17 protein-coding genes are annotated in these 17,707 nt (G+C 48.8%); 12 read left to right on the top strand and 5 right to left on the bottom strand.

Annotation, left to right across the window (positions count from 1 at the left end; genetic code table 11):
* Positions 1-71: 71 nt before the first annotated feature.
* Both KS4_RS17410 and KS4_RS01750 read right to left on the bottom strand, forming a co-directional pair.
* Positions 72-965, bottom strand: a complete 894-nt coding sequence (locus KS4_RS17410) for a superoxide dismutase family protein (protein ID WP_200761462.1) — start codon at positions 963-965, stop codon at positions 72-74.
* A 178-nt stretch (positions 966-1,143) separates the two neighbouring features.
* The gene (locus KS4_RS01750; protein ID WP_145073734.1) at positions 1,144-2,073 is read right to left on the bottom strand and encodes a metallophosphoesterase; all 930 of its coding nucleotides are present in this window, start codon (positions 2,071-2,073) and stop codon (positions 1,144-1,146) included.
* 251 nt (positions 2,074-2,324) lie between these two features.
* Here KS4_RS01750 and KS4_RS01745 point away from each other — a divergent pair, with 251 nt between their 5' ends.
* The 9 genes from KS4_RS01745 (at position 2,325) to KS4_RS01705 (ending at position 9,529) form a co-directional block, all read left to right on the top strand.
* Positions 2,325-2,963, top strand: coding sequence for a PEP-CTERM sorting domain-containing protein (locus KS4_RS01745; RefSeq protein ID WP_145073731.1), 639 nt, complete (start codon positions 2,325-2,327; stop codon positions 2,961-2,963).
* A gap of 157 nt (positions 2,964-3,120) precedes the next feature.
* Positions 3,121-3,696 carry a PEP-CTERM sorting domain-containing protein gene (locus KS4_RS01740; protein WP_145073729.1) on the top strand — a complete coding sequence of 192 codons (576 nt, stop codon included), beginning with the start codon at positions 3,121-3,123 and terminating at the stop codon, positions 3,694-3,696.
* A gap of 445 nt (positions 3,697-4,141) precedes the next feature.
* On the top strand, positions 4,142-4,678 hold the full coding sequence (locus KS4_RS01735; RefSeq protein ID WP_145073726.1) for a PEP-CTERM sorting domain-containing protein: 537 nt from the start codon (positions 4,142-4,144) through the stop codon (positions 4,676-4,678).
* 375 nt (positions 4,679-5,053) lie between these two features.
* Positions 5,054-5,947 (top strand): type II secretion system protein, encoded by an 894-nt coding sequence (locus KS4_RS01730; protein ID WP_145073724.1) that lies wholly within the window; start codon positions 5,054-5,056, stop codon positions 5,945-5,947.
* A 217-nt stretch (positions 5,948-6,164) separates the two neighbouring features.
* Entirely contained in the window at positions 6,165-6,749 is a 585-nt protein-coding gene (locus KS4_RS01725; protein WP_145073721.1) for a PEP-CTERM sorting domain-containing protein, read from the top strand.
* 270 nt (positions 6,750-7,019) lie between these two features.
* Complete coding sequence (locus tag KS4_RS01720) at positions 7,020-7,763, top strand: hypothetical protein (protein WP_145073718.1); 744 nt, start codon at positions 7,020-7,022, stop codon at positions 7,761-7,763.
* Complete coding sequence (locus KS4_RS18090; protein WP_145081334.1) at positions 7,764-7,955, top strand: PEP-CTERM sorting domain-containing protein; 192 nt, start codon at positions 7,764-7,766, stop codon at positions 7,953-7,955. It begins immediately after the preceding gene.
* A gap of 202 nt (positions 7,956-8,157) precedes the next feature.
* Positions 8,158-8,790, top strand: coding sequence for a TetR/AcrR family transcriptional regulator (locus KS4_RS01710; RefSeq protein WP_145073715.1), 633 nt, complete (start codon positions 8,158-8,160; stop codon positions 8,788-8,790).
* A gap of 73 nt (positions 8,791-8,863) precedes the next feature.
* Positions 8,864-9,529, top strand: coding sequence for an HD domain-containing protein (locus KS4_RS01705; RefSeq protein ID WP_145073714.1), 666 nt, complete (start codon positions 8,864-8,866; stop codon positions 9,527-9,529).
* A gap of 53 nt (positions 9,530-9,582) precedes the next feature.
* On the opposite strand, the gene KS4_RS01700 is transcribed toward KS4_RS01705, so the two are convergent.
* The gene (locus tag KS4_RS01700; RefSeq protein ID WP_145073711.1) at positions 9,583-11,223 is read right to left on the bottom strand and encodes a methyl-accepting chemotaxis protein; all 1,641 of its coding nucleotides are present in this window, start codon (positions 11,221-11,223) and stop codon (positions 9,583-9,585) included.
* 1,315 nt (positions 11,224-12,538) lie between these two features.
* Here KS4_RS01700 and KS4_RS01695 point away from each other — a divergent pair.
* The 3 genes from KS4_RS01695 to KS4_RS01685 all read left to right on the top strand — a co-directional run bounded on the left by KS4_RS01695 (position 12,539) and on the right by KS4_RS01685 (position 14,933).
* The gene (locus KS4_RS01695; protein ID WP_200761461.1) at positions 12,539-13,207 is read left to right on the top strand and encodes an RNA polymerase sigma factor; all 669 of its coding nucleotides are present in this window, start codon (positions 12,539-12,541) and stop codon (positions 13,205-13,207) included.
* Between the two features lie 66 nt (positions 13,208-13,273).
* A complete protein-coding gene (locus tag KS4_RS01690; protein WP_145073705.1) occupies positions 13,274-13,978 on the top strand; it encodes a hypothetical protein in 705 nt (234 codons plus the stop codon).
* A 100-nt stretch (positions 13,979-14,078) separates the two neighbouring features.
* Entirely contained in the window at positions 14,079-14,933 is an 855-nt protein-coding gene (locus KS4_RS01685) for a hypothetical protein (RefSeq protein WP_145073702.1), read from the top strand.
* A 212-nt stretch (positions 14,934-15,145) separates the two neighbouring features.
* Here KS4_RS01685 and KS4_RS01680 read toward each other — a convergent pair whose 3' ends face one another.
* A complete protein-coding gene (locus tag KS4_RS01680) occupies positions 15,146-15,955 on the bottom strand; it encodes a PEP-CTERM sorting domain-containing protein (protein ID WP_145073699.1) in 810 nt (269 codons plus the stop codon).
* 586 nt (positions 15,956-16,541) lie between these two features.
* The gene (locus tag KS4_RS01675; RefSeq protein WP_145073696.1) at positions 16,542-17,381 is read right to left on the bottom strand and encodes a PEP-CTERM sorting domain-containing protein; all 840 of its coding nucleotides are present in this window, start codon (positions 17,379-17,381) and stop codon (positions 16,542-16,544) included.
* Positions 17,382-17,707: the final 326 nt, after the last annotated feature.

Here is a 17,707-nt window from a genome sequence, read left to right as displayed (position 1 = left end):
GCCGCGCATCATTACAATGCGCGACGTCACAACTTCATTACCATCTAATCATGCGCTACAGCGCATGATCGTTATTGCATCATTTGTTCAACCTCAACACCACCTTCATCTTTAACCTCAATTGGCTTCCCATTCATCATCCCCATCCCTTCAAATTTTGGCATCGAACCCATATCCTTCGGATTTCCAACACCAATCACACCCTGAGCAATCCGCGCCCCCGCATCACCCACAGGCTGCGTCCCTTTATCATTCATCGCATGAACAATCATCCCACGACCAATGATCGGATTTTTATTCTTGCCAATCGTAATATTGTCCACCCGTAACATCAGCATCGCCTCGCCTTTATCATCCGACATGATATTTCCAAAATCGCCCGCATGCCGATCCTTCATCTCCGGCATGCCATGCTTATGCCCCTCAGGATTGTAATGATCGCCCGTCCCCTTCCCATCCGATTCCGATATATCCCCATACTCATGAATATGGAACCCATGCTCTGAATTTGGCTCTAACCCTTTGATCTCCGCCATGACCACAACATCATTCCCATCTTCCCAAAAATTCACAATCCCATTCACCTTATTCCCCTTCGTCGGCTCTAACACACAGATAGCTATCTTCAACTCATCCAAGGGATCATTCATCCCCATCATGCCCATCATTTTTTCGTGATCCATCCCCGCATTCATCTCTCCATCTTCCATACGCGTATCATGTTGACGCTTCATCATGTCATCCATCTCATCCTGCGTCATCGGCTCCATCTCATCTTCGTCATCAACCGACATGCGATCCATCCCCGTCCCTCGCATATTCTTATCATCATCCATCTGCGACCAACCGCCTGACCCATAATCATCACTATCTGATTGTGCATCAGCAAATGGATCTGCAACTAATATCACTAACATTGCAATCAATACAATACCAACCAAGATTGCTGATATTTTGGTATTCATAATCTGTTTCCTTTTCTTGAACACCGATTCGTCCACGCAATAAGACTGATGCGCAGTATCTACATTTCACAGATTTACACCGTAAGAACCAACCCCATAAACCACAACAGGGGGAATCCCCCCCATTTCCCCTCATCCCTAACTTCTATGCCGCTTTAATGCCAACTTCGAATGTACTTCAGTCCAGCCGAACCCCCGCCAAACGCACAATCTTCCGGGCCAGTTTCTCCTGGTCGTACACCTTACCCATCTCAATCGGCACAAGCACCCCATGTTCATGATTAGAAGCCAATATCAATCCCAACTCACCTTCTTCTTCAAAACCCATTTCCGCCTGTTGGTGTCCCATAACAAACACACTCACACCCCAAGCCTTCCCCAATTCACGCATCTGATCATCTTTATGCTTTCGTCCCCACACCATCAAATGCCCACTCCCCTTAGGCACCAAATCTACCTCACTCACACCACGCTCCAACACACCCATATCAAAATCTTTCATCTTCCGTGGCCCCGGCAGCGAATGACACAACATCACACCATTCGCCATCCGCACACCCAACGGCAACCCGCCAATGTATCCCCCAACAGCCTCCCTCACGCGCTTCGCATCATCTTCCCCATACAAATACTCCAGCCCCAAATCGAACGCCTCAATCTGATCCAACCCATTTTTCAAAATCCCCTCGCCATTTCTCTGTGCTAATTCATGATTAGACTGCAACACAATCACCCGATCACCATACTTAATCTTCAGCCACGCCACGCGCGCCAGCATCCGCACGCTCATATCCATCCCATTCATATACTTCCCCCCATGCACCACCTCATGCAAAACCAATACATCCTTCTCCCGTCTATCAAGATCCGCATACTTCAAAATACGCTGTAGATTCTCGGCATGATCATGCAAGTCACCCGTCATCACCAATCTCGCCCCAGGTTTCGCTTCGACATCAATCACTGACCCTTTCAACCCTTTTTGTGTGCGACATGTAGCCGCGGCTTTCTCAAATAACGCAACCATCTCTTCCGCATCACGAAATCGAATTTCATTGCCCGGTAACTTGGAGGGGTCATAACTACGCAGATCCATGTCTTCACTCATAACCTAATTATCCCATCCTTAAACCGTTTTGACAAAACATCTATTTTCAAGCAGAAAATAACCCTCTAATATCTATTCAAGGGTACTCCCCATTGAACAGCGACCTCGAATTCAATACCGTGAGATTTGTTTAGTTGTGTTTATTAAGCCTGTGTCATGCCTAAATATTAAATCTATTGCATGAAATTGCCTAGCCATCAGCCACACTGCTGTTGGAGCAATCATATTGCATATGCCAAACGGACCAGACCATGAAAAATCTGCGACTGCTTTACTGCGCACTCGTTGCCATCACACTCAATAACATCAACCTGTCAGCTGATGTTATTCATTTTGATAACTTCCCCGATATCGAATATCAGTCAGGCAGCACCCTCTTTACAGGCGGCAGCATTCTCAGTGTTTATGCCACATACACTTCGCCGACCCAATTCCAAGGCGCGATCGGGTATGTCCATGATCCAAACCCAATTTTCAGTACTGGAAAATTCCTCGAGCCCAACAACTATATCCGCCTCAAAGCAGATTCAAACGGCGTTCCCGCCTTTGGACAAGTAACTTTCCGTTATCACATCATCGATGCAAAAGCCACCGTGAATCTCGGTGCCAACGCCCCCGGTCCCAATCTACTCATCTCCAATGACTTCGCAAACTTTGATGGCATAACCCACAACGGCGTCATTTTTTCCGTCACACCCGCGAACATCATCAATAACTACGCCACAGTGACCGCGACCGGCATTATCACGCAATTGAACTTTGGCGGTTCGCGCATCTATATAGATCACATCACCTACGAACGTGCTGTTCCTGAACCCGCATCATTAGCACTTCTTTCATTAGGCGCACTTTTGTTTTCGAAAAGATACCGATTGCTTCAAGCAATTTAAAATGTTGAGCAAATTACTATTAATCAGCTATTAAAAATTTTTCACACATACCGGTGATACTCCTATTGTTTGAATTCACGTAAAACTTCAAACTACGCCGTTCATATGCACAATTTTTATTAGTACTAATCTTTGATTAGACATGTAGGAGAAGAAAATGAAACTCGCTTGTGTTTTAATCGCTATCTTTGCATTCTCAATGCAACTTACCGTATCCGCTGCTGTCGTCGATCCATACATCGATAATGTCGTCAGCTACACCGCTGGCACAAATACGTTTGCACCTCATAATAACCCAGCTGAAGTATTCGGCGCTCCAGACGGCGGCATCGGCGCAGCTGGTGGTTACCTCTCACTCGGTAACAACGGCGAAGTCATCCTCGAATTCACCGACAACCTCCTTGTCGACGGTACAGGTTTCGATCTCAGACTCTACGAAATCGGCAACCCCGACCCATACGCCATAGCGATCAGCCACGACAACATTAACTACTATCCAATCGGCACAGGCACAACATCTAAATCTTTTGACATTAATTCAGCCGTCCTCGCTTCAGGTCAAACCGCATTCCGTTACGTCAAAATTCATGACAACAGCGCGTTCCAAACCCCAGCACCTTTCGCGGGCACCGATATCGATTCCATCGAAGCACTCAACACCATCCCCATCCCGGAACCTGCCTCACTCGCATTACTCTCACTCAGCTCACTCGCACTCATCCGACGCCGCTAAGATGCAATCAACTTAAAATCCCATGACAAGCCGCTGCATTGTAGCGGCTTGTTTACTTTGTTATCTAAATCAATGCATGTAATTGATACCCAATCTATTTGCCCTGACATAACACACATCAAAACCCCATGCATCACTACAACAATGTCAACACTCAAAGCATAACTTAGAGCTTATCACCCCTTTTTTATCTATTCATCACGGCGCAACTGTAAAACTTGAATCAAAAACAACATGCAGGGTATCCCCTACATTCCACACATATCTCATTGCATAATTCATAGACTTAATACCAAATCTCACAAAACATGACAATCCCTTTGTGTTTCATTTTCCATCACGTATTCTCAAATGGCACTGACAAACTTTCTTGAAACTTGAATCCATCTTTTCATTCGAACCATACAAGTCCTTTAAACGAGATTTTTTCTTAGGGAGACCCAACATGAAATCAAAATTGCTCACCTCAGCAACCGCAGCCATCGCGCTAACCGCGATGGCATCAACTGTTGCAGCCGAACCTTACGCTGACGTTGTCGCGTTCTCAGCCCTCGGCCCAAACTCCGCAAACGACCCAACCGCCGCACTCGGCCGTGGTGATAACAACTCTGTTGCACTCGGCACCGGCGGCGTGCTCATTGTCGAATTCACCGATAACCGTCTCGTCAACGACACTGGCTTAGACCTTCGAATTATGGAGCGTGGCGGTGTCGCCGACTACAACGTCCAAATCAGCATGGATAACATCGATTACATCAATCTTGGCGATGTTCAAAAATGGAAAGACTTTGAACTCACACCGTACCTCGTAACGCCAGCCGATCAATTCCGATTTGTGAAAATCACTTCCCTCAGCACAAGCGGTAACGGCCCCGAGATTGATTACGTCGGTGCAAGAAACTCAATCGACGTCCCCGTCCCCGAACCCGCCTCACTCGCATTACTCGGCCTCGGCTCACTCGCTCTACTACGTCGACGCTAATTCACCATTAACTCAGACAAATCAAACGAGCCACGACGTTGTCGTGGCTCGTTTCTTTCTAATCGAACCGATGCATAGACTCTCAAATAGACAGACCTTTGCAATCGCAATGCTTATACATGCATCACCTCGTCACATACCCCAAAGACCAAAACATAACTTCAATACAACAACTAATTGATCAATTCTCAATATTCAGCAATGCATTCAAGCTTTCAAGCTATTCCATCCAACCTCCACCAAACTAAAATTGATCAATAATGAAATTGAACAAATCTATCTAGCCCGTAAACAATCTAGAACAACTAGACCAAACAATCTTCAATTTCAAACGATTTCCGGCTCATTTCAATATCCATTACATCCGAGACTATCATGATTACATCTAAATGCCGTCAAAACGCTTTTACATTAATTGAGCTTTTAGTTGTCATATCGATCATTGCCTTGCTTATCGCGATCTTGCTACCCGCTCTTGGTGCAGCCAGAAACGCAGCCATGGATATCAAATGCATGAGCAACCTCCGGCAAATGAACACCGCACAAGCAACCTATAACGCTGACAATGATTCCTTCTTCCTCATGGCCGGCACCACCTACCTAGAACGTCCCGAATATAATTACAACCGTGGCCCTTGGGCCTCAGCAACATCTGAAGAAGCATGGTGGCCCGCCATGCTTTACCATGACTACGGCATCCCCGTTGACATGTTCACCTGCCCACGCTTTCTAGATGATGTACGCGGCAGAGGTTGGGACGTCATCACCGAAGTACCCGTAGAAAGAGCTCACGACATCCGATGGAAACGTGCCCACTACGGCATCAACATCGATTGGCTCAGCACGCGCCTATACCTCGAACTCAACAACAGCGGCGACATCACACAAGGTAGCCTCAAAGATTTCACCGTCAGCGCATTCCAATCATCAAGACGCGTCAGCGAAGTCCGAAACCCAACCAAAACCCTCCTCTTTGCCGACGGCTGGGTCTCAGATTGGGAAGCCCGTGGTTACGAAGGCACCAACGGCCCCGGCGTCGTTCAATCCGGAATCCTAACTGCATCTGGCGACAACTTCTTCGGTCAACCACACCCCCGTCACGGCAGCACAAGCATCAACGTCGCCTTCGTCGACGGACACGCAGAACCCGTCAGCAGTAAATCAGAAAAACCACTCCCCGACATCGATAACGGCCCATACGCCGCTGACTCCCTCGGATACCACGAATCCGCCGGCGCAACTGAAAACAACATGTGGGATATCTATTGATTTCATAACCAATCCCCCAAAAATATATCTATTAACCCACACTCAATACCATATTTCACACTCACAGGTTAATCCGTTGAAACCTGATTGGTTTCCTGCAATGATTGCCATCTGACTCATATCGTACCCACATGTTTTGCCATATCTATTCTTGCTTGGCCTACTTGATTTAAGAGCATGTGACATTCAAATTTCATGTATCTTAGGGAGACCTTTTATGAAATCATTACTGATGACCACAGCAGTGGCCGCGTTAGCTGCAACAGCACTTACATCAACCGCCTCAGCAGACAAGTACGCTGACGTTGTTACAAACTTCACCATTGGCGCCAATATTGATCCTCTAGCTTCACATGCTGACCCAACCAGAGCGCTTGGCGCATGGAATTCACCTGCCGCCGGGCATGCTGTAACACTAGGTGCAGGCGGTACACTCACAGTAGAATTTCTCGATAACCGACTCGTCGACAGCACCGGCGACGACCTTAAAATCAGAGAGCATGGCGGTGCTGATGACTACATGGTCGAAATCAGTGCTGACAACACAACCTACTACTCACTCGGATCAAAAGCCGGCGGAGCCAGCGAACTGTTCGACATCAACTCCGTTGTGATCGCCTCTGGTATCGACGAGTTCCGATACGTCCGAATCACCGACATCACAGAAGATGGCGACACATCAAATGGTGCTGAAATCGACTACGTGTTTGCTCAAAACTCAATCGACGCACCAGTACCAGAACCAGCCTCGCTTGCCCTACTCGGCCTCGGCTCACTCGTCATAATCCGCCGTTGTAAATAACTACGTTTTAAGTATCAAATAAAGCACAAACCGCTTCGCCTCGAAGCGGTTTTTTTGTCATATCTAAAATCTGCAAAAACAACCTAAAAATCCCTATCAAAACTGCGGCTCACCCCATTGATCCCCCTCCTTATATCACATATTTTAGCTCCGGCTGCATCGCATACGTCTGTGTCATGTCACCGCAGCCTTCTGACCGACATCCTTTCAACAAGCTTGCCTCCTACGCAAGTTCATAACTTCTACCCATTCAACCCAGAGAGACGGGAAATGAAAAACATCAAAACACTAACCTGCGCGATCATTGCATGCGTCATATCATTGCTAACCACAAACCTAAACGCTGGCAACATCACCTTCAACGATCTCACGCCCGGAACCACAATCCCCGTCCTCGGCCCCATCACCCCTTCTAATACCCAACCCATCACAACCTTCACATCCAACGGCTACACCCTCCGCCTCGACCACTACTACAACGTCTTCAACGGCACCTTCTACACCACTGACGGCGCCACCGTTACCGCACCTTCCTTCGGCATGTCCACCAACTCCCTCTTCCTCAACAGCACCATCCTACATATCGACTTCGCAGAAAACGGCATCGCCCCACCAACCGAAGTCACGATCGATTACGTCGAAATTAAACCTGACCTATCATCAGAAGACGGCGCCATTTACAACGCCAGCAATTTTCCCCGTTTTTTACAAACAAACCTTGGTGCAGGATTCAAAAGCCTAGGCATCTTCTCTCCATGGAATCACAACGGCGCAACGCTAACCAATACCATCCATAACACCTCAGGCAACCAATACACCGGTACACTAACAATCACACCCACCTCTCCCGTCGACCAAATCCTCAGCCTCTCCTTCGGCTCATCCAACCTCTATATCGATTCTATCACCTTCACCGAAATCCCCGAACCCACATCCCTCGCGTTCCTTACACTCGCTTCTCTCACCCTCATCCGTCGCCGTCATCATTCACAATTCAATCTAACTCATAAATAGATTTATTACATTCATCTCCACCACCCCAGCCTAACCACCGGCTCCTTCACCTTCACTGGCCCCATCAACAATTTCTCCATCGGTGGACAAGAACTTCACATCGACAACGTCTCATACTCAGCCATCCCCGAACCCGCCTCACTTGCTCTCCTCAGCCTCGGCTCACTCGCATTACTACGCAGCAAACACTAAGCCACAAACCAAGCATCATAATCCTAAAGCAGCCTTCTAAGGCTGCTTTTTTGTTGCCCCTCCCACCACTCCCAAATCCGTATTCCCACCCCCATCTCAGCACGATTTCAACACCACAAGCTACCCCAAACCCCCATTCTTGACACCAAATGACTATCAGTCACAATATGACCTCTCGTATAACCCGCCCACGGAGAACGCCATGTCACTCGCCACCTACAAACAACGTGATTTTGTCCGCCGAGAAAGCGAAATCCTTGATGCGCTTACCCATCGCCTCAATCGCACACCTTTCGATCAAATCACCATCGATCAAATCGCCCAACAAACCGGCATCTCCAAGGGCACCATCTACAATCACATCAACACCAAAGAAGATCTCCTCGCCAAGCTCTACATCCGATTCCGCTTACAGCTCCTTAGCGAACTTGAAGCCGTAAATTTCAATCAACCCGCCCCCATCATCATCAAAGACATGATCGCCAAAGCCTTCGCCTACAAACAATCCCACCGCGTCATCGGCACCATCGATCACCACGCCTTTGCCCCCAACTTCAAATCCAAACTCACACCCGACATACGCAATCAAATCGAACAAATCGAAGACAATATCAACCAACTCGTCATCTCCGTCCTTCAACGCGGCATCAATGAAGGCGACTTCCCCAAACGCCCCGTCGAAGACCTCTTCCACTGTCTCCATTGCGCAATCATCGGCATCTTCACACGCATCTGGGAATGCGACACCGAGCCAATCCCCCCCAACCAAATCGCTTCAATCTGCAACCTCTACTCCGATTTCATCCTCGCCGGCCTCCTCGCACTCGACGACTAATCCCCCCATCCCATCCTCGACACTATCTTTACGATATACCGATCCTCATATTACCCTAACCATCGAATAGCCCATGATTACCCAAGATCAAACCATCATCACCCAAATCCAGCAACTCGTCGCCGATCACCACGCACACGACACCACCGGCCACGATCACCATCACATCACCCGCGTCTTCAAGCTCTCAACTCACCTTCAATCTCTCGAAGGCGGCAACCTCTTCCTCATCCAATCCGCCGCACTCCTCCACGACTACGCGGATTTCAAACTCACAGAAACCCCTGAAAAAGACCTGCAAAAACTTCAACAAATCCTCCTCAACTTCAACCTCGACCATCCCACAATCGAACAAATCTTCCACATCATCTCCCAAGTCTCCTTCAAAGGCGCACACGTCAACACCGCTCCTGATTCTCTCGAAGCCCGCATCGTCCAAGACGCCGACCGCATCGACGCCCTCGGCGCCATCGGCATCGCTCGCACCTTCGCCTATGGCGGCGCACATGATTCCCCCATCCATACCCCCGACGAATCACCCACACAACACACCTCATTCGAAGACTACAAATCCTCACGCTCATCAACCATCAATCATTTCCACGAAAAACTTCTCCTGCTCATCAACCGCATCAACACCCCTGCCGCAAAGCATATCGCCCAACAACGGCACGACTTCCTGCTCACCTTCCTCAAGCAGTTCCACAACGAATGGGACTGCAACATCGCTGACAAATAAAAAGCGGACACTTTCGTATCCGCCTTACATCTATTCAACCATTAGTTATCTCATCATGCAGCTTCTTCATGCCTCTTCGCATGCAACCCAAAATTCTCAATTGTTGCGCGTAGCCCCGCCGCCTTCTCAGACAACTGTCTCACACTCTGCACCGTCAGGTTCGCGCCCTCCGCTGTTTCGCGTGACGCTTCTGTGATCAATTCAACACTTCTCCCCACCTCCTCACTCGATGCACTCTGCTCTTCCGCTGCCGCCGCGATCGACTGAATCATGCCCGCCACTTCATGCGTACTCCCCACAATCTTCTGCAAGTTCTCACCTGCCTGCCCCGCCTTCTCAACACCCATCTCAACCTGCCCCGTCCCCGCCGTCATCTGCCGAACCGCATCCTCCGTCTGCCCCTGGATCATCTCAATCGCACCCGCGATCTCATCCGTCGCAACCGTCGTCCGATCCGCCAACTTCCTCACCTCATCCGCCACCACCGCAAACCCACGACCATGCTCCCCTGCCCTCGCCGCTTCAATCGCAGCATTCAGCGCCAACAAGTTCGTCTGATCCGCAATCTCATTAATCACCTTCACAATCTCACCAATCTGCTCACTCTTCTCACCCAACTGCGTCACGCCCGCCGCTCCCGATTCAACCACATCAAAAATCTGCTTCATCCCCTCAATCGTTTCGCCCACAACCCGCTCACCTTCCTCCGCATAATCACCCGACACCGACGCGTTCTCCGCCGCCTCCGCTGACTTCCTTGCCACCTCAACCACCGCTTGGGTCATCTCATCCATCGCACGATTAATCTGGCCAATCTGTTCGCCTTGTCTTCCCATCCCATCAATCATTTCTTCACTGCTATGCGCGATCTCACTCGCCACCATCGCCACCTCATCCGACGACTCGTTCACCGTCAACACCACCTCTTCAAACTTCCTCACCAGCTCGTTAAACTCACTCGCCAGCTCACCCAGCTCATCCTTACTATGAACCTCAACGCGCTGTCCCAAATCCCCACTTCCCGTCGCAATATCCTTGATCTTCGCCACAACCTCCCCGATCGGCTTCACAACACCTGACATCACCACCCAATACGCCAACCACATCAAACCCATCGCACTCAAAAATGCAATCCCTTGTATCCAATTGAGCTTTGCCTGTTTCGCTTCACTCGCCTTCTGGAACGCGCCCGTTGCCTTATTCATCACCTTCAGCAATCCAATATTTTCAGCCAAAACCTTATCAATCGCTATACGCCCCTGCTCACTATCTACCTCATACGCGCCCACACTCAAATCCTTCAGCCCCGCATACACCGGCCCCCACATCGCCTTACCCTCATCCAAAGCCGCAATCACACCCGCATCTTCCGCCGCCGGTATCACCGCCACTTCCATCTTTCCATTCAATGTCTCCCCACCATCACGCAGCGCATTCAACGTCCGATCAAACAAGCTGATCGTGCCCCCCAACATCTCACGACCCGCACCCAATGCTTTCTCATCCTTCGCCTCCACCAACATCAAGACTTCCTTCGTCATCCGCTGACTTAACATCCGCTGACGACCCGCGAGATTAATCTGCAAACCATCCGCTTTCTGACCCCGCAGCACAACCCACGTCGCGCCGATCGTCACGACTTGCAACAACACTAAAACAAACACAATCCCGATCAATCTCAAACGTATCGACATACCTGGCTCCAAGCTTTGTGGCCACACTTTACGCAGCCTTCACTTCGTTCTATCCATGCGATAGCCTTCGCAAGCCCTGTTATTTCATAGAAACTTGCCCTATATCTCTATCACATTCACAACACAGGCATGCCGGTCTCGCACAAACCCCGGCTCCTCCCCCGCTTCTTCCCAGCATGACCCACCATCCCGATTCTCTCCTCAATCCCCACCCTTAAAACAAAACAACACACAGCATGGATAACTTTCAGCAGGATAGACCGAACGCATCAAAACCGTGTCGTCCTCTGTTCTATCGAACGTTTTATGACGCGAATCAACACAACCAGAATAGTCTTAAATCTTTTAAATATTCCTGCTCATCTCAACATGCATACTCTTATCGCATAGACCACATAAGGCATAAAGCGTACTTCAACAATCCAATTCTCATCGATACCCGCCACCAACAACGCTTTTCAAAAACAATCCGCACACACCATCTAATCCCTGAACAAAACGATAGCACTTATGCTCCCCCGCAAGATTCTTAAAGCAATCAATTCAATCCCCACTTCAAAATCCAAAAGATTAACAATATTAATTTTCAATCTAACTAATGATTAGTTAGTTCATGAATGACTGACCCCACTCATACAACACATACGTATCGGACAAGCCCCAGCATCAATACGTAAACTCTCACCCCAACCTCAAAGCCCGCGTCCTGCTCACCCACCCTTTCCCTCCCCTAACCACCTCTCCATTTCCCGGATGATTAACGCACCATCTAATTCCTATGTTCATCCTCGCCTCGCCATGCCAATCTCCAGTCACACTGCTTCCATTCCCACCACGCTCCCGACGCTTCAATCTCAAAACGCGTAATCACTTCACATAGACAGAATCTCTCGAATCGCTCCATCAAGTCCATGCCATTCATACATCACGAAACACTGCCACTTAGATCACGGACTCTTTCACAAAATCCGCTTTTGTGCGCGCATACTGCGCAGCCTCCGTCTCACCCCGAACCCTCAACTTCCCAAAGTCTGAGCTTATCTCACCCTTTCTCATCAAAATTGGGCTCTTTCTGACCATTCCTTGCCAAAAATCGATGAAACAATACATTTTCTCAATCCCGGGAACGCATTGCCGTAATCTATTATATATAATACACTTATGGCCCATAAGACCACTGTTTCATGCATATTTGTGCGCACACATCTCACCTCTCCAAATGTCGCACTTCCCTTTCGCCGCAAACCCATAGAAAATGAGATAGATCCCACCTGCAATAACCATTTCAGCTGGGCGTTCTACTCAAGGAATGCAAATGGCCGAGCATACGTCGCAATCACCCGCCGACCAGCATGCACAGGACCTGATGCTCCGGCAAGCGGCCGCGGGCGATGGCGCAGCATGGGCATCTCTGGTGCGCAACTACTCACCACGCGTGTTCGGCCTGATCTTTAAGCAATGCCGTGACAAAGAGTTAGCGGAAGAAATCACGCAAGACACTTTCGTCACCATCGCCCAAAAACTCCTTGACAATCAGGGCTACGAAGAACGCGGCCGATTCGAATCCTGGCTCTTCCTCATCGCCACCAACCGCCTCCGCGATGAAATGCGACGCCGAAAACGACAAGCCAGACCCACCGACATGTCCCCCGCCGCATCATCACGTCAGGATGACGGCTCCATGAGCAACGGAATTAGCGCCCCCACATGGGCCGGCGATGAATCGCAACTCATTAACCTCAAACCACTTAAATCTCAACGTCCTGAAGATAAACTCATCCGCGACGAGCAAATTCAACGCCTCAAAGCCGCCGTCGAGCAACTCAACGAAGCCGATCAAGAAATTGTCTATCTCCGTCACACAGCAGGACTTAGCTTCGCTCAAATCGCGGAAATGCAAGAAAAACCCATCGGCACAGTACTCGCCCGCTCACATCGGGCAATCAAAAAACTCCGTCAACTGCTCGACTCACCCGATGATTAACTAAATGTAAATTAACGACTTACAACATCGCAAAAACACGAAACCACACGATGATTGGACAAAATCATGGACCATGAAGAAAACAAAAACCAGTTCCCTCCTCCCGATGAGTCTGGCGTCAATCGCCCGGATGATAGAGATGATGCGCCAGAACTGAACGAACAAGACGAGTCTATGTCTTTACCTGAATATGACTTACAGGCTGACTTGCAGATGGAGGACTTGCTCGATGAGGCGATGGGCCAGATTGAAGTCCCTGCCAACATGGCTGATCAGATCATTAGCCAGACGATGCCTCAATTCGAACAGCAAAAACTTAACACCATACGTCGTATTGATTTAACGTACTTCCGCCGCATCGCTGCTGTGATCGCAATCGTCGGCGCAGGTGCTATCATCTGGGCTTTAACCAGTGTCAGCGATTTCAAAGAACCTGCTGATCAACCCGGAATCGCACAAACCGATCCGAAAATGGGTGGTCAAAATGGCGTGCAAATGGTTGATGCGGAAACGGTTGCGAAGAAGCTTGCCGCACTTGATACGAGGCTAGCGGCTGTGCCGGCGTTACGTGAAGAAGTCCGTTTTGATGTCGATGGTGTGGATGACACGAGTTACGATTCGTACGTCGACTCGCAACTCGACCTGATCGCGATGCGTCTAGATACCATGCAGACCGAACAGAAAATTGCAGATACAGACACGACGATGGAGCTAGCTGTGCTGGATTATCAGTTGCAGGAAATGATGGACGCGGATTCATACTATTTTTAATTAACTTCTAATGATTGATTAGAGATAAGCCTAATCATCCATTAGAAGAAAATTAACAATGGGCGTTTATGAGAAAGATCAAAAAGATTAGAGTAAAACGATGAAAGATCGATCAAGGACAATTAAAGCATGCATTTGGGCAGGGATGATCAGCACACTGGGATTGGTGTGGACTGGTGGTGATGTGATCGCACAAGATGCGGGCCATGACGAGACCCGGCGGGAGATGCATGAGGATAGCGCTGCGGGCAAGCGAAATAACGGACTCGAGCGCGGGGCCGGGAGGGGGATGCGAAATGGTGAGGGGATGCGTGGTATGCACGGCGGCAAGATGGGGCCGGGCGGGGAAGCGGGAACGCGGGAACTGAGCGGCCGAAAGATGCGGCCGGAGATGAAGCTTGAGGATGTGAGGGAAGCGGTTGAGGTGCTTAAGCGGATTGATCCACCGATGGGGATCGAGTTAGAAGAGCAGTTGCAGTATGATCCACGTGAGGTCGGCCGCATATTACAGGAACGATTTCCGCGGCTTGAATGGTTTATGAAGATGAAACGATATGATCCGGGCCTGTTTGATCTGCGGGTCGAGGATATCCGTCTAACCAGCGAATTGAATCGTTTATCGGTGAAGTACCGCGAAGCGTTAAGTGTCGGGGATGAACTATTGGCGATACAAACTGAACGCATGCTGGAAGACACGCTGGATGAGTTATTTGATATACGTACCGAGATCACGCAGACACAAATCGAGCGACTACAAAACAAATTAAATGAATTACGCAGTTCGTTAGCGGAACGAATGGCGGGCAAGGATGAATTGATTGCTGAACAAATGAATGCGTTGGGCGTGATTCAAAATGAAGATGTTGTGTTGCTGCCAAGTCGTGAAAGCGAGAACGTAGAAGAAGTTGTTGAGGTGGAAGCGGCGGAAAAGCCCGAGGTTTCTGATAAAGAATAATTTATGTTGTCCAACCAGCTCATTGTCCGCACGCTTATGGTGAAAATCCGTGTGGTTTTTTTATAACGATATTACAAGTGTATTTCGTTGAGTGATGGAATGAGCGCAAAAGAAAAGGGCTGCTTTGAGCAGCCCTTAATCTGATTGCATTCAATCACACATATTGTGTTTGGTGCGATTCATTGATCGATGTATCGCTGGGTGTCGTCGTATTATTTACGGCGACGTAGCATCGCGAGGCCACCAAGACCGAGCATAGCGAGTGATGCTGGTTCTGGTACGACTTCAGTGACTTTAAATTCATCCATAACTGCGTTGAGGTGTTGTGTTGTTGGAGCACCCCAGTTGTTCGCGTAGATACCTGCTGCGCCTGCATCGGTGATGGCTGTTGTACCGGTGAAGATGTGTTCAGCAACGGTCCAGTTTTCGCCGAAATCGCCGGACTTATCGAGAACAAAACCAGCGGTTACATTTTCGCCATCGAGGTCAAGGAAGAGTGAGAATGTTTTGCCAGCATAGACATCGTTAGCGCGGGACATGGTGTCACACCATGAGTAGGCGATGTCGGTGTTGTAGGCATACATGGTGAAGTTGAACCAGTCGGTGGTATCGTCTGCGTACTCTGCAGGCGGGTCGACTTTAGAAGCAACCATGGAGAGCTGGATGCGCTTGTCGCCTTGATCGCGAGCGGTGATAGCGATTTCGCCGCCGCCACCAGTGATGGAATCGAGTGTGAACGAAGCTTCGACGCGGCCGTTAAGGAAATCGGCAGTTGAAGCGGCGTTGTAGCCAGCAGCTTTGTAGTAAATGCTGCTAGTGTTGACTGCGCCGTTTGCGACGGAGAGTTTGTTGCCAGCTGCGTGTGGGACATTGCCGTTGTAAACCCATGCACCGTTGGAAACAGCTTCGAGTTCACCGTTTGCATACGTGCTGAAATCGTCGGTGAAATCTGCTGCGTAAGTTGTTGCACAAAGTGCTGCACCGAGGCCGAGAACTGCGAAAGATTGTGATAGCTTGGTCATCTAGTTTCCCTCTCTTGAAAAGAAAATGAATTTTAGAAATTCTTTTAATCACCTAAAAAACAGAAGTGCTTTTAGGTGTTCTATGCGTCAGATGGTTCAACATTACACGAAGGAATGGGGGAATCTAGGACGAACCTTTAAAAACTAGGTAAATGTATGTATAGGTTGCATCTAATTAACTTTAAGTTGCGCGACGAAGGCGAATACGGATGTAAGAATCAAAAATATGGGGTGATGTTGCGCTGATTGTTTCAAAACAAGCACTGAGAAGCGATTAGACAGCATTACTAATAAATATCTGTAAATACAATATTTAAAGCGTGTTAAGAGGGGGAAGATGTACGCGTAACAAGGGGTGAAAGATTGGGTTGTAACAGTTGCAACGACTATAACGGCGTGTACATTAGTTGCGCAGGTGTACAGTCCATGACTGGTAGTGATATCCGTGCGACTGAGGTGCAGCACTATAAATTAGGCAAATTGGGGCAACTAGATTGTGATTGCAATAGGAAATGATGGGTTATAGAAAAAGCTGCCCTGGTTGGACAGCTTTCATGCGTGTAGAGGCGATTATGCGTTATGGATGTTATTGACGTCGACGAAGCATCGCGAGGCCAGAGATGGCGAGAAGGGCGAGTGAGGCGGGCTCTGGGATGACTGCTTCGAAATTAGTGAATGCACCGTACATGTGATGTGACCCGGGTGCACCGATTTGATTGATGTGGATGCCCGCTGCACCAGCGTTCAGGAGGTCTGCGTCGGTGACTTTGCCGGTGAGTGTTTTTGTTTCGACTTCCCAGGTGCTGCCGTAGTCGCCTGATTTATCCATGATGAGCGAAACGGAGACGTCATCGCCGGCTAGATCGAGTTGAATGGTGAGGTTTTTGCCGGTGTAGACTTCGTTGGCGCGAGACATGGTGTTGATCCAGTGTGTACTGATGTCTGTACCTGTGACGTTAAAGAAGAGGTTGTACCAGGTGTCTTCGCCGTTGACGCCGGGCGAGGTTGCGGGATCGATACGTTGTGCGGTGATGGTTGCTTGAATGGATTTACCGGAGGCTTGCGTGCGAGCGGTGACGCCAACGTATGAGGAATGCGCGCCAAGAGGTGCTTCGAAAGAATCGAAGTTGACGGTAGCGGAGACGGAGCCGTCGAGGAAATCGGAGGTTGAAGGGGCATAGTACTCTGCTTTACCCCAGTATTGGTTGAGGTTGACGCCGACGGCATTCATGTTGAGTTTGTTGCCGTTTGAGGCAGGGGTGTTGTAGACCCAGTTGCCGCCGTTCGCATCTTCGAAGCTAGTCCATGGCCATGAATCGTCAACATAGTCGAATGAATCGGAGAAACTGCCGGCGTAAGCGGTGAGGCTGCAGGTTGCGGCGAGGCCGAGTGCGGTCAAGCAAGATGTAAAATTCTTGATCATCATTTTCCCTCTCTTTGTTAATTGTAGGAGATTTAAAATTTCAACTAATAGTGAATATCACTCAAAAAGTAGATGCAGAATAATTATGACCTGAAAAATCAGGTTGAATTTGATTGAATAAAAGAACCTGGGCACTGCTTAGATCACGGTTATGAAAGATGAATATGAAACGAAAAAAATAATCTAACCGTGTAATAGGCTCTGAAACAGATATCAGTCGTCAAGAAAATGTCTCTCTAAAAATTAAAGATAACAGTGTACGGATAGAACGCATGTACAAAATGCGAGAATGTATAAAATGTATTCAGGGGTTGCGTAAAATTTACTAA

It is taken from the genome of Poriferisphaera corsica (genome assembly GCF_007747445.1).
GTDB lineage: Bacteria > Planctomycetota > Phycisphaerae > Phycisphaerales > Phycisphaeraceae > Poriferisphaera > Poriferisphaera corsica.
Note: the sequence above shows the minus strand (reverse complement) of the source record. Positions and strands in the feature narration are given on the sequence as shown.

Excerpts from the sequence above, each read along its gene's own strand:
- KS4_RS17410 (WP_200761462.1), bottom strand. The coding sequence starts at position 965 with ATGAATACCAAAATATCAGCAATCTTGGTTGGTATTGTATTGATTGCA.
- KS4_RS01750 (WP_145073734.1), bottom strand. The coding sequence starts at position 2,073 with ATGAGTGAAGACATGGATCTGCGTAGTTATGACCCCTCCAAGTTACCG.
- KS4_RS01745 (WP_145073731.1), top strand. The coding sequence starts at position 2,325 with ATGAAAAATCTGCGACTGCTTTACTGCGCACTCGTTGCCATCACACTC.
- KS4_RS01740 (WP_145073729.1), top strand. The coding sequence starts at position 3,121 with ATGAAACTCGCTTGTGTTTTAATCGCTATCTTTGCATTCTCAATGCAA.
- KS4_RS01735 (WP_145073726.1), top strand. The coding sequence starts at position 4,142 with ATGAAATCAAAATTGCTCACCTCAGCAACCGCAGCCATCGCGCTAACC.
- KS4_RS01730 (WP_145073724.1), top strand. The coding sequence starts at position 5,054 with ATGATTACATCTAAATGCCGTCAAAACGCTTTTACATTAATTGAGCTT.
- KS4_RS01725 (WP_145073721.1), top strand. The coding sequence starts at position 6,165 with ATGAAATCATTACTGATGACCACAGCAGTGGCCGCGTTAGCTGCAACA.
- KS4_RS01720 (WP_145073718.1), top strand. The coding sequence starts at position 7,020 with ATGAAAAACATCAAAACACTAACCTGCGCGATCATTGCATGCGTCATA.
- KS4_RS01710 (WP_145073715.1), top strand. The coding sequence starts at position 8,158 with ATGTCACTCGCCACCTACAAACAACGTGATTTTGTCCGCCGAGAAAGC.
- KS4_RS01705 (WP_145073714.1), top strand. The coding sequence starts at position 8,864 with ATGATTACCCAAGATCAAACCATCATCACCCAAATCCAGCAACTCGTC.
- KS4_RS01700 (WP_145073711.1), bottom strand. The coding sequence starts at position 11,223 with ATGTCGATACGTTTGAGATTGATCGGGATTGTGTTTGTTTTAGTGTTG.
- KS4_RS01695 (WP_200761461.1), top strand. The coding sequence starts at position 12,539 with ATGGCCGAGCATACGTCGCAATCACCCGCCGACCAGCATGCACAGGAC.
- KS4_RS01690 (WP_145073705.1), top strand. The coding sequence starts at position 13,274 with ATGGACCATGAAGAAAACAAAAACCAGTTCCCTCCTCCCGATGAGTCT.
- KS4_RS01685 (WP_145073702.1), top strand. The coding sequence starts at position 14,079 with ATGAAAGATCGATCAAGGACAATTAAAGCATGCATTTGGGCAGGGATG.
- KS4_RS01680 (WP_145073699.1), bottom strand. The coding sequence starts at position 15,955 with ATGACCAAGCTATCACAATCTTTCGCAGTTCTCGGCCTCGGTGCAGCA.
- KS4_RS01675 (WP_145073696.1), bottom strand. The coding sequence starts at position 17,381 with ATGATGATCAAGAATTTTACATCTTGCTTGACCGCACTCGGCCTCGCC.